Raw genomic sequence first — 11,872 nt, forward strand, 5'->3', positions numbered from 1 at the left:
TCATTCTATTCTATGTTACTAGAAATCAGTAAACTGTTACAAGTTCGTCTAGTTGGCTATTTGTTCTTTTTTCTACAAAGTAAGCGTGTAAAAGTTCATTTTCATCAATTTGTACATGCTCGCCTGTTTGAGATGTAGCAATAATCATATGCTTACAACCTCTTTGGAATTTTTGCAGAACTTGATGGAGCGTCTCACTGGTTGATACACTTAGTGTTTTTAAAGCTCCAATTGGATGCTCTTTGCCATGATATCTCTCCAACAAAAAGCGCATGTAGACAAATTGTCTGCTCTTCCATTCCAAATATCCAGATATAATTAAAAATGAAATAACAATCCATAAGTGCAGCTGAAAAGGATGCATAATAACGGCGTAAATAATACCGACAGCTAAAAAAAACGTTGATAACCGGAGCGCAAGCTTATGCGCTTCTAAAAATGGTAAAGACCGACTGCAAATTAAAAAAAGCAGCTTCCCTCCGTCCAATGGCCAAATGGGCAAAAGATTAAACAGTAAAATCACCGTGCATTGAAACATAAATTGCTCATACGTTTCCAAAGACAACACATTTATTTTCATTAATAAGAAAGCAGCTCCAAACATCCAGAGATGCTGAAGAGGTCCACTTATTGTCACAATAAACTCTTCTCGAAATGGACGATTCCCATGTTCATCTACTTCTGCTACTCCCCCAAAAGGTAAGAGCATAATTCTGCGAATCCGCCAAGAAAAACATTGAGCCGCTACGGCGTGGCCCAGTTCATGAATAATTACAATAATAAATAACAAAAAAAGCTGCTTTACCGTAGCCGTTAAGATACCAATTACGAAAATCCCCCAAAACAATGGATGAATGTGAATTTTCATCAATAACGAAAAAGCACTATTCAAATTGAATCACCTGACTAGGATCCACAAACTTATCACCTTTTTTAATAGCAAAATAGAATGTTCCAGCATCGCCTTTTTTACTGTTTTCCACAATTCCTACTTCTTTGCCTTTATTCACGAAATCATACATACTAACATTGATTTTTTTGAGCTGTCCATACCAAGTTTCGGTTCCATCCGCATGTTGAATAATAACCGTATTCCCAGTATCATCACGTTTTCCTACATACCTTACAATACCTTCACTCATTGCTTCTACAACAGAATCCACTCCTGTTTGAACCGTCACACCTTGCTTACTTTGAGCAAATGTTTCCGTTACTTTCCCTGAAGCTGGAGTAGCATATTCTCCGCTTACACTTTGCTCCGTTTTGCTAGACTCTTTATTCGGCAGTAGCGTTAACGGCTTCCCAAACTTATCTTCGTACCAGGAGGAAACAGCTGCAAACTGAAATTCTTTATCCATTGTTTGTTGAACCACCACTCTGGCCTTTTCAAAAGTAGGAGAAGCGTTCTTGAACATAATCCCTACAATTAACACTAAGCAGGCTGAAGCTAAAATTTTAAATAAAAAGCGTTCTTTTCGAAATAACGGGTGATATTCCTTTGCTGATGGTGTGTATTCAACCGTAGAATAATCCATCGATCCATACTTTTCTTCTTCACTCATTAAGGACGTATGAAGAGGTTCTTGAGGAAGACGCTTCGTTGTATTTAATTGTTTTCGCTTACGCTCAGCAATTCGTTTACGGATTTCATCAGCACGTCGATTCATGATTCATCATTCTCCTTGTTCTTATCGTATAATCAACTATATGACTTGTCCGTGGAGCTTATGACAGCTTGACTCTACAAAATCACACAAATAAAAAAAGCTTCCTCTATCGGAAGCTTTTTAAGAACGAACACCAAAGAATCGTTTAATACGTGCAAACATTCCCTTATCTTCTTCATCTAACGATTGAAGAGGAACCGTTTCACCTAGAATACGTCTTGCAATATTGCGATATGCAATTGATGCTTTGCTTGATGGATCCATGACAATTGGTTCACCGTTGTTAGAAGCACGAATAACATTTTCATCGTCAGCAACAATTCCAATTAAATCAACAGCCAGAAGCTGAGAAATTTCTTCCACGTCCAGCATGTCTCCATTTTTCATCATATGACTACGGATTCGGTTAATAACCAGTTTTGGAGACTCGATATCCTCTTGCTCCAATAATCCAATAATACGGTCAGCATCACGAACAGCTGAAACTTCCGGTGTTGTCACAACGAGTGCCTTATCAGCGCCAGCTACGGCGTTCTTATAGCCTTGTTCAATACCAGCTGGGCAATCAATAACCACATAGTCATAGTCTTGCTTTAACTGAAGAACTAACTCTCGCATTTGTTCTGGTTGAACAGCTGTTTTGTCACTCGTTTGAGCAGCAGGAAGTAAGTACAAACATTCAAAACGCTTGTCCTTAATCAAGGCTTTTTGCGGTTGGCATCGACCTTCTACCACGTCTACAAGATCATAAATAATACGATTTTCAAGCCCCATTACAACATCCAAGTTGCGTAAGCCGATATCAGTGTCTACTAGACACACGCGCTTTCCAGCTAATGCTAGAGCAGTACCTAAATTGGCTGATGTCGTTGTTTTTCCAACTCCACCTTTACCAGACGTAACAACAATAGCCTCTCCCACTGTCAAATTCTCCTTTCTACCCTGGTCAAATTCGGTCTTAGATGCGGTAAAGTTTGCACGCGATCTATCACCATTTGATCATTATCATCTAAGTATGCACATTCCATTATATTCTCTTCCTTCTCACTGCGCTCTTCTTCTGATCGGGTAATGATATCAGCAATGCGCAGCTGTGAAGGTTTCATTAACGATGCAGCAATAACGGCGTTTTTATTGCCGCGATATCCTGCATGAGCAATCCCTTTTAAAGCACCTAATACAAATAAATTTCCTCCAGCTACAACGGTTCCTCCGGGATTTACGTCTCCGACTAGAAGCAAATCGCCTTCTACATGGAGAACCTGTCCTGAACGAACTACCTTTGTAACAGATACTAATTCACTTTCTTCTCTTACGCGGACTGCATCTTGCTTTAAAATAACGTTACTATCAATTTGTTTAACTACTAAATACTGATTTTCTTCTATGAGCGCCTTCAATTCGGTTTCCTGCTCTGTAGTTAAATAACGATTTCCGATTTTGACATACACTGTGACGATTTGATCGGCATCGCCATGCTTATTTGTCAAAAGCTTCGTCTTAAGTTCCGTCAAAAGCTCTGCAAATGAACATGTATCATTGAGATGCAACGTTAATCCATCTTTTGTTCCTTTAATTGTCACATTTTGTTGCTTTTGTTTATTCAAGACGCTCACCTCAACGAATATATAATTTCGACAGAGACTTACTCAATTCCTTTTTTTCGTTTCTTCAATCAGCATTTTTATCCTATCATGAACGAGAAGCGTAATGTATGTTCCGATCAGCGTTCATCGATAAATTTAGCAAAATATTGAAAACATCTTTGAAGCGGAAATGCAAAAATGAGTGCAAATATGGCATTTAAAATGATGGTTGCGTAAAATCGCTCTTGCAAGAAGCGACCAATGGTCATATCGGATATATTAATAATGCTATTAATTCCATATACATAAAACTCAATAATGGCTACAGCTAATAGCGACATGCAGATTACGAGAAGCGTATTTTGCTGAAAAATCTTCATTAGTTTTGATACGATATAGCATACGGCCGGCAATCCAAGCGCGTATACTCCTAAGACATCCGTAAAGGCAATATCATACATGAATCCAAGGATTACCCCATATAGCATCGCTTGCTTTGGATGATAATACACTGACATAAAAGCCAGTACCACTACAACAAAGTGAGGCGATAGAATCCAGTCTCGCCATGGTGATGCCATGGCGACAAAATTAACAAAGATACTTTCAAACATAAAAACGACAAGCACGAGAATAGGAAGGACAAACCGTTTCATCAGTTAGCCTCCTCCGCCCCTAAATCGTCTTCAGCAGCGGGCGCACTTCTTTTAGCTACAACTACGTTATCTAAGTCATACAAGTCAGCAGCAGGTTTGATATAAGCTTTTTTCGTTAATCCGTATTCATCAGGCTCAATTTTTGTGATAACGCCAATTGGAAGATTGCTAGGGAAAATGCCGTCTTCTTGTCCTAAACCGGACGTTACTACTTTTTGCTTTTCTTTAATATCAGCATCAAATGGAATACGACGCATAACAAGCGCCTGTTCTTTATCATCATAGCCTTCAATTAAACCAAACACTTCTTTTTTAGCCTGTATTTTAGCAGATACACGGTTTGTACGATCTGATGAACTAATTAACTGCACAGTAGATGTGAACTTAGATGCATGCTTCACTTTACCAATCAGCCCTTCAGGAGTCATAACAGCCATATTTTCCTGCACATTATGAACCGTCCCTTTATCAATGGCAATTACCTCATGCCAACGGTCTGGATTACGAGCAATAACTGTTGCTTCGATTGGGTTGTATTGACTTAAATCCGTTTTTTTGTCGAGCTGTGCTCTTAATTTTTTATTTTCTTGCTGCAAAGCGTTGGCTTTCGTTTCTAATTGCATGCGTTCGTCTAAACGAGCTTTTAATACCTCGTTTTCTTCGTATGTACGCTTTAAGTCACCTACATTCTGAAAGAAACCCGCTACAAATTGTGCGGGTTCATTAAAGGTAGCCTGAACAAGACCAACCGTATCTTTGACAAACTGTTCAGGCCACGTTACATTTTTACGACCATTTAACGAAAAACCAATCAATGCCACTAATACAATAATACTGACTAATAAAATAACTAAACGTTTATTTAAGAAAAATTGTGGCACGATCTACACCTCTTAATATTTAGCGATATGAATCGCTTGTACGATTTTTAAATAAATCAATGTGTTCTAACGCTTTACCAGTTCCAATTGCAACACAGTCAAGCGGATCTTCTGCGATGACAACCGGCATATTTGTTTCTTCACTAATAACTTTATCTAAATTACGTAGCAATGCGCCACCGCCTGTTAATACAATACCGCGATCCATAATATCTGCCGCAAGTTCAGGTGGTGTTTTTTCTAATGTACTTTTTACTGAATCTACAATAGAAGCCACTGTGTCTTTTAGCGCTTCTGCAATTTCTTCTGCTGAAATTTCGATTGTTTTCGGTAGACCTGTTAGTAAGTCACGTCCGCGAATTTCCATGTTTTCAATACCTTCTGGAATTCCGGCAGAACCGACTTCTACTTTTAATGCTTCTGACGTACGCTCACCGATCATTAAATTGTAATTCTTGCGAATATATTGAATAATCGCTTCATCCATCTCGTCCCCAGCGATACGGATTGACTGACACGTTACGATTCCTCCTAAAGAAATAATCGCAACTTCTGTTGTTCCTCCGCCAATATCTACTACCATACTTCCCGTTGGCTCCCAAACCGGTAGATTGGCGCCGATTGCTGCAGCAAACGGTTCTTCAATTGTATACGCATCACGCGCGCCAGCCTGACGAGTCGCATCAATAACGGCACGTTTCTCAACAGCTGTAATGCCAGAAGGTACACAAACCATTACATACGGCTTACCCGCAAACAAACTTTTTGTTTTTTGAGCTTGATTGATGTAATATTTCATCATCGTCGCAGTTGTTTCGTAATCTGCAATAACTCCATCTTTCATTGGACGAAGGGCTACTACGTTCCCAGGTGTACGACCAATCATATTTTTTGCATCGTTACCTACCGCAACGATTTGTTTTGTATCAGTTTGCAAAGCCACAACAGACGGCTCACGCACAACAATTCCTTTTCCTTTTACATAAACGAGCGTATTTGCAGTACCCAAATCTATTCCAAGGTCTCTAGTACCGATTCCAAACATGTGTCTCTTCCTTTCTCTTACCAAAATGCAAAGGTAAAAATTCCATAATTCAATTTCTTCATTTCATAAGTAACATTTTTTATTTTCTATACTTTTTTCATAGATGTCAACGCCAAATATTGTATGATAAAAAGTCATACTTTGTCTATTAATAACGAATGATTGTAAAGAACTTGTCATTTAAAATCATGACTACTATTATAACCCAAGGATTTTAAAAAGCATAGCCTTACATGTATCCTTTTTCTTTTAAACTAATATATTTTCGATCTCCGATAATTAAATGATCTAACAATTCAATTCCTATGATAAATCCGCACTCTTTTAAGCGCTTCGTTACCTCTATATCTTCTCTGCTGGGGGTAGGGTCGCCGGAGGGATGATTATGAATACAAATAAGAGATGCAGCTGAACGGCGAAAGGCTTCTTTAAATACTTCCCTTGGATGGACAATAGATGAATTGAGACTTCCGATAAAAATGGTTTGCTTGTGGAGAACTTGATTTTTCGTGTTGAGGTATAAACAGACGAAATGCTCTTGAGACAGCACGCGCATTTCTTCCATCACATAATTAGCTCCGTCTTCAGGACCATGAATGGTATATCGCTGACTAGATTTCCGCTGTACAATCCTCTTACCTATTTCAATAGCCGCTATAATTTGAATCGCTTTTGCAGGTCCAATACCTTTAATATTCATCATTTCATCAAGCGATGCATGCTGCAAAAGTTGAAGACCTTCAAAATGCGTTAATATGCGATTGGAGAGCTGAAGAACAGATTCATCTTTGGTTCCAGTGCGCAGTAAAATAGCAATAAGCTCGTGGTTAGAAAGACTAGAAGCACCCATTGACACAAGGCGCTCTCGAGGTCTTTCATCTTGAGGAAAATCTTTAATTAACAATGATTGATCCAATTTCGCCACTCCTTTTTAGTAGACGAAACCGTATTGTTTTAGCTCACGTATTGTTCGGGAGAGCGGCAAGCCCACCACGGAGAAATAGTCTCCTTCGATTTTTTTAACTAGCGCAGCACCGAGACCTTGAATTCCATAAGAACCAGCCTTATCCATAGGCTCTCCTGACTCTACGTACTGTACGATTTCATCTTGTTCAATCGGCCAAAACTCTACATCTGTTTGTTCATAGAACGTATGAACTTTTGCATTTGATACGAACGCTACTCCAGTTAATACCTGGTGTTTTTGACCTGACAGCATCGTAAGTGTTTCAATCGCTTCTTGTTTCGTTTTTGGCTTTCCTAAAATACGATTGCCATATACCACAACTGTATCGGCACCTAGGACCATATCCTCTTTATGATGCGAAGCGACGTCCACTGCTTTTTGCCTAGCTAAATCCATTACTACCTCGGACGGAGTGTATGATGGATTGACGATTTCTTCAATTGTACTAACGTGAACGGTAAAGGGAATGTGAAGCTGCTGAAGTAATTCTTTTCGACGAGGAGAGCCTGAGGCTAAAATTAATGTTTGTTTCATACATCTCACCTTTGCATTTTGATTTAAAAAAGAAGGACACACCGTTATTTTAGCAATTTCATCTCCAAATGACAATAAACAAGTGAGGCAGCATTACACTACCTCACTCGTTAAGACGTTACAAGGCTTTCATACTGCTGAAGAGCTTTTAACACGTATCGCTGAGCAAGCCAAGCATCTTTACTGCTTTTATTGTCTTCATATGAAGAAAGAGAAGCCGCAGCTTTTTGAAGGGTGCTCACCATGGTTTTAATGTCTTCATTTGACGCTTCTTTCTGAACTTTTGTCAGCTCTTTTTTCAGAGATTTGATATCCGCTACCCGCTCTCCTTCAATCGCTTTAACAGATTGATCTAAAAGATTAGCCATAAACGGCTGCGCTGTTGTTATAACCGTTTGATCTTTTTCCCCTAATTCGCTAGTGGGCTTAATTTCATAAGACTTTACATATACATCTTTACCTTGTTGTTTATACGTTTTACTAAGCGCCTCCGCTTTTTCTTCTCCAGTGGCAGCACCAACGACCAGAGAATAGGTTTTAGGTGAAAAGATCTCGCCTGCTTGGTTCTCTTCTTTCCATTTATCCATTGCTTTGTTCGCAGCAGCTTTTGATGAAAAGGCACCTGCTTGTACAATGTAAAAGGAAAAAGGTTCTAAAGTAGAAGCAGCAGCTGACGTCCCCTTCGATTCCTGTTCGCTTTTCTTTTCAGCTTTACCAACACTTTCATTGGTAGAGGCTGTTTGAGCAGCTTTTTCTTCTTTCGTTTGCTCACTTGTTTGTGCTTTGCTTACAGGCTGTTCACTTCCTGTCATCATTTTCACACCGACCATACCAATGCCGCTGCCTATTCCGACTGCTAGCAGTACAATCACAGCTGTTCGTTTGATCACACCGCCGTTTACCGTTTTAATCGAAACATTTTTAGGATGTAATCGCGGCTTTTTCTTTTTTTCATTTCTTACATCTTCAATAAACACCACTTTATTTTCTTCCACATGAGAATCTTTGGATGACGGTTCCGGAAGAACCCACGTAAATTCGTCTTTTTCTGGCGCTTGTTCTTCCTTGGATTGACCATTGATTTTAATTGAAATCTTTCGTTCCTGCTTGTCCACTGCCCCACCGCCTTTAGTTAACGTAGTCTTAGTACCGGTTGCAAGCTGAGGTAAACCGACATAAAACATACACTTTTTTCCATGCTATCATAGAAGAAAAAAAAAATAACAAGACATTTGTCGTCTTGTTACAAAAGGTTTTCGCTATTTAGTTACAGAAATTTTAAATTTGTCGAAGACTTGAAGCTCAATAAAAATAGTTGCTAACATACCAATCTATCAATTCGTTTCCATGAAAATAAGCAGCGATTGTCCCTATAAAAATAAAAGGAACGAAAGGAATTGGTACACCTACCTTTGCCTTTTTCATTAATAACCCTCCTATACTAACGGTTCCGCCTATTAATATAGCTAAAAAAAGCGATAGCAAAACAAGCTTCACTCCAAGCACAATACCAATCAGACCATACAATTTAATGTCTCCTTCTCCAAGCCCTCCTCTGCTGAGAAATGCGATTAGAAAAAGGAGAAAAAATGCGATTCCTCCTCCCATTAAAGAATCACTCCACGAAGTTAATGGAATGAAAAGACGCTCAAGAAGAAAGATAGGCAAAAAGAAAAGCAGCACCTTATTTGGGACAATCATATAGGCTATATCTGAGACAACTATAATTGTTAAAAAAGAAACAAAGGTTAATATGACAATCAGTTCTAACGTCGTATTCAATCTAAAAACAGCATATACAAATAAACTTCCTGTCGAAAATTCTATGAATGGGTAGATGAAGGAGATTTTTTTGCGACACATACTACATTTTCCTGCATTTTTGATGTAGGAGACTATGGGAATTAATTGTTGTGGAGAAAGAACGTATAAACAGTGTGGACAATGAGATCTTGGAGACAAAATAGATTTTTTCTGAGGAATTCTAAGGCCTGCTACGTTATAAAATGAACCTAACGTGATGCCTGAAACAAATGCATAGAGATAAATTAAACTCATACTATTTCTTCCATATCAGGCGTCTTGTTTACTAATTGTAGATGTTCTTTTGAGTGAAGGAACGTATCTTTTTCCTTTAAATAGTTTCCAATAAACGGAATGAGAAAAGCTGCTAGAAGACCTATTATGATAACCAGTATGATCACGTTCATTAGAGAAATTCCTTTATTCCTCGCTGACAGTTTATTCATTTCAATATCTCTCCTTTATTGATTAGTATCAAACAGCTCCGTTATTAATAAACTGAATCATAGTACCCATAAAAGTCATATTCTGTATGCCTCCTTCCTTAAAACACACTTTTTATAGGTAATAAGGATTATACCATTAAAAACCAAAAACAGCATAAAAAAAAACGTCTGCAAAAGCAGACGTCTTTTAATAGTAAGGAGCCATAAATAAGTAGACAATTACACCTGTAAGACTTACATAAAGCCAGATTGGCATTGTCCATCGCACAATTTTTTTATGTTTTTCAACTTGCATTGTCCAGCCCCACACAAGTGCAAACAGTGCCAGCGGAACAATAATCGCTGCTAGGAAACTGTGTGTGATCAAAATGAAGAAGTAAATGGGACGAACGATTCCTTCTCCACCGAACGTAGCTGTTTCTGTAGAAATGTAGTGGAACGTTAAATATGAAACTAAAAAGAGCAGTGTGGAAGTGAATGCTGCTAAAATAAAACCTTTATGAGCATTGATATTTTTCCTGAAAATTGAAATCAACGCTGCAACTAAAAAAATAAATGTAAAACTATTCAAAATAGCATTTAACCGTGGAAAGATAGTCAAATCAAAACTTACTTTTCCTTGATAGCCAATGTTCGAAAAGAATAGCAGTAAAATAATAACATTCGCTATCACTGAAAAGGTAAGAATAATACCGGTAAAGTTTTTATTACTTTTCGGTACAATTTTTTCATTATTCTTACTCATGTTAACAATCTCCTTATTTAGTGATGTACATGTTTATTATATATCACTTACCTAGGGGGTGAAAGTGACAATACTTTGAACTTAGTGCTTCCTTATTATCCGTATCCTTTCCTCACATTATGTTAAAAGCAGCAAGATTTCACTTGCTGCTTTTGCTCATTTTAGAAGAAAAGCCCGCACTTCTGATATAAAATACAGAGAGCCCGTAATCACGACCATGTCTTGTTCCCCTGTCGCCTTTTCCTTTACGTAAGCAATTGCTTTTTTCCACTCCTCGTCCATATGCTTATTATGATGAGTACTCATCTCATAAAGCTCCCCAGCTGCGCGAGCACGAGGAAAGTCAAACGACGTAAATGTAATACTTGCAGCGATTGTTTCAAGCTCTTGGACCATTCGATCAGCGCTTTTATCATTTAAGCAGCTGAAAACTAAATGAATTTCTCGATCTTCATAATGAAGGCGTAAAGTAGATAACAAGCTATCAATGCCTTCTGCATTATGAGCCCCATCAATAATCGTTAAAGGATGCTCATTCACTATCTCAAAGCGGCCGTTCCACTTTGTATGCTGAATCCCTTTTATCATTTGCTCATTGGAGATAGAAAGCTTTTTCTTTTCTTTTAAATAACAAACGGCCATGAGAGCCAAAGCTGCATTTTTCACTTGATGATAGCCAAGCATATTTAATTTCACGTCTTCAAATATGCCATACGGCGTGTTTAACGCAAAGCCTTCCCCGTTTGCTAAGGGCTCATAGTTTTTAATGTCGAAATCTTTTCCTAACACAAATAACGAAGCCTGCTTTGACTTTGCTTCTTCAGTAATGACATCAAGCGCCTTTACTTGCTCTGCACCAGTAATAATAGGGACTTCTTTTTTAATAATCCCCGCTTTTTCTGATGCAATTTCTTCTACCGTATCACCTAGTATTGCCATGTGATCAAATCCAATGTTTGTAATAATACTCACCATAGGATTCACAATGTTTGTTGAGTCATACCGTCCTCCAAGCCCTGTTTCAAACACAGCATAGTCAACTGACTCATGATAGCCGAAATAAAGAAAAGCCATGACTGTAATCACTTCAAATTCCGTTGCTGATCCTAAACTTGTATGTTCTAGTCGCTCCACAACAGGCTTTATTTCCTGAACAAGAGCGGTCATTGCTTCATTTGAAATAGGCTGTCCATTCACGCTGATCCGCTCATTAAATGTTTCGATATAAGGAGAAGTAAAGGTTCCAACTTTATACCCTGCTTCTTCTAACATGTTTCGCAAATATGAAACGGTAGAACCTTTACCATTGGTCCCAGCAACATGAATAGCATTTAGGTTTTGCTGCGGAAAATCAAGCTGCTCTAGCATCCATTCCATTCGTTCTAACCCCGGCTTGATTCCAAAGCGAAGTCTGTTATGAATCCAATCAAGCGCTTCTTCATATGTCGTTATCATCTTTTATTCACCTTTCTTTTCCATCGCTATTATTATGTAGAGAAAAAGCGTCGCTATACAAGCCACGCTTTTTCTGTTGGTTCATTA

Annotated in this window: 14 protein-coding genes; all 14 read right to left on the reverse strand. The window is 38.4% G+C overall.

Going from position 1 to position 11,872, the window contains the following annotated elements:
- Positions 1–25 precede the first annotated feature (25 nt).
- The 14 genes from LJC66_RS23670 to LJC66_RS23735 all read right to left on the reverse strand — a co-directional run bounded on the left by LJC66_RS23670 (position 26) and on the right by LJC66_RS23735 (position 11,785).
- Positions 26–892 (reverse strand): M50 family metallopeptidase, encoded by an 867-nt coding sequence (locus LJC66_RS23670; protein ID WP_050688563.1) that lies wholly within the window; start codon positions 890–892, stop codon positions 26–28.
- Positions 885–1,667 carry a M23 family metallopeptidase gene (locus LJC66_RS23675; protein ID WP_230933646.1) on the reverse strand — a complete coding sequence of 261 codons (783 nt, stop codon included), beginning with the start codon at positions 1,665–1,667 and terminating at the stop codon, positions 885–887. Before LJC66_RS23675 ends, LJC66_RS23670 begins: the two co-directional genes overlap by 8 nt.
- Before the next feature lie 120 nt (positions 1,668–1,787).
- Complete coding sequence (gene minD, locus LJC66_RS23680) at positions 1,788–2,588, reverse strand: septum site-determining protein MinD (RefSeq protein WP_013059341.1); 801 nt, start codon at positions 2,586–2,588, stop codon at positions 1,788–1,790.
- Positions 2,589–2,590: 2 nt separating this feature from the next.
- Positions 2,591–3,274 carry a septum site-determining protein MinC gene (minC, locus tag LJC66_RS23685; protein WP_013059342.1) on the reverse strand — a complete coding sequence of 228 codons (684 nt, stop codon included), beginning with the start codon at positions 3,272–3,274 and terminating at the stop codon, positions 2,591–2,593.
- A gap of 116 nt (positions 3,275–3,390) precedes the next feature.
- Complete coding sequence (mreD, locus tag LJC66_RS23690; protein ID WP_230933647.1) at positions 3,391–3,909, reverse strand: rod shape-determining protein MreD; 519 nt, start codon at positions 3,907–3,909, stop codon at positions 3,391–3,393.
- On the reverse strand, positions 3,909–4,790 hold the full coding sequence (mreC, locus tag LJC66_RS23695; RefSeq protein ID WP_013059344.1) for a rod shape-determining protein MreC: 882 nt from the start codon (positions 4,788–4,790) through the stop codon (positions 3,909–3,911). The genes mreD and mreC overlap by 1 nt, the downstream gene beginning before the upstream one ends.
- Before the next feature lie 19 nt (positions 4,791–4,809).
- Complete coding sequence (locus LJC66_RS23700; RefSeq protein WP_013059345.1) at positions 4,810–5,835, reverse strand: rod shape-determining protein; 1,026 nt, start codon at positions 5,833–5,835, stop codon at positions 4,810–4,812.
- A 229-nt stretch (positions 5,836–6,064) separates the two neighbouring features.
- Positions 6,065–6,751 (reverse strand): RadC family protein, encoded by a 687-nt coding sequence (gene radC / locus LJC66_RS23705; RefSeq protein WP_013059346.1) that lies wholly within the window; start codon positions 6,749–6,751, stop codon positions 6,065–6,067.
- 15 nt (positions 6,752–6,766) lie between these two features.
- On the reverse strand, positions 6,767–7,336 hold the full coding sequence (locus LJC66_RS23710) for a Maf family protein (RefSeq protein ID WP_050688566.1): 570 nt from the start codon (positions 7,334–7,336) through the stop codon (positions 6,767–6,769).
- Between the two features lie 110 nt (positions 7,337–7,446).
- The gene (locus LJC66_RS23715; RefSeq protein ID WP_230933648.1) at positions 7,447–8,520 is read right to left on the reverse strand and encodes an SPOR domain-containing protein; all 1,074 of its coding nucleotides are present in this window, start codon (positions 8,518–8,520) and stop codon (positions 7,447–7,449) included.
- A 118-nt stretch (positions 8,521–8,638) separates the two neighbouring features.
- Complete coding sequence (locus LJC66_RS23720) at positions 8,639–9,394, reverse strand: prepilin peptidase (RefSeq protein WP_050688568.1); 756 nt, start codon at positions 9,392–9,394, stop codon at positions 8,639–8,641.
- Complete coding sequence (locus tag LJC66_RS23725) at positions 9,391–9,585, reverse strand: hypothetical protein (protein ID WP_153254643.1); 195 nt, start codon at positions 9,583–9,585, stop codon at positions 9,391–9,393. Before LJC66_RS23725 ends, LJC66_RS23720 begins: the two co-directional genes overlap by 4 nt.
- Positions 9,586–9,772: 187 nt before the next feature.
- Positions 9,773–10,330: a DUF420 domain-containing protein gene (locus LJC66_RS23730; RefSeq protein ID WP_013059351.1), complete on the reverse strand. Its 558-nt coding sequence runs from the start codon at positions 10,328–10,330 to the stop codon at positions 9,773–9,775.
- Between the two features lie 156 nt (positions 10,331–10,486).
- The gene (locus tag LJC66_RS23735) at positions 10,487–11,785 is read right to left on the reverse strand and encodes a bifunctional folylpolyglutamate synthase/dihydrofolate synthase (RefSeq protein ID WP_230933649.1); all 1,299 of its coding nucleotides are present in this window, start codon (positions 11,783–11,785) and stop codon (positions 10,487–10,489) included.
- Positions 11,786–11,872: the final 87 nt, after the last annotated feature.

It is taken from the genome of Priestia sp. TSO9 (assembly GCF_021029645.1).
Lineage (GTDB): Bacteria > Bacillota > Bacilli > Bacillales > Bacillaceae_H > Priestia > Priestia megaterium_E.

Bases quoted from the DNA above. Each gene is read 5' to 3' on its own strand.
- LJC66_RS23675 (WP_230933646.1), bottom strand. From the start codon at position 1,667: ATGAATCGACGTGCTGATGAAATCCGTAAACGAATTGCTGAGCGTAAG.
- mreD (WP_230933647.1), bottom strand. From the start codon at position 3,909: ATGAAACGGTTTGTCCTTCCTATTCTCGTGCTTGTCGTTTTTATGTTT.
- LJC66_RS23710 (WP_050688566.1), bottom strand. From the start codon at position 7,336: ATGAAACAAACATTAATTTTAGCCTCAGGCTCTCCTCGTCGAAAAGAA.
- LJC66_RS23725 (WP_153254643.1), bottom strand. From the start codon at position 9,585: ATGAATAAACTGTCAGCGAGGAATAAAGGAATTTCTCTAATGAACGTG.
- LJC66_RS23700 (WP_013059345.1), bottom strand. From the start codon at position 5,835: ATGTTTGGAATCGGTACTAGAGACCTTGGAATAGATTTGGGTACTGCA.
- LJC66_RS23735 (WP_230933649.1), bottom strand. From the start codon at position 11,785: ATGATAACGACATATGAAGAAGCGCTTGATTGGATTCATAACAGACTT.
- LJC66_RS23715 (WP_230933648.1), bottom strand. From the start codon at position 8,520: ATGTTTTATGTCGGTTTACCTCAGCTTGCAACCGGTACTAAGACTACG.
- LJC66_RS23720 (WP_050688568.1), bottom strand. From the start codon at position 9,394: ATGAGTTTAATTTATCTCTATGCATTTGTTTCAGGCATCACGTTAGGT.
- LJC66_RS23730 (WP_013059351.1), bottom strand. From the start codon at position 10,330: ATGAGTAAGAATAATGAAAAAATTGTACCGAAAAGTAATAAAAACTTT.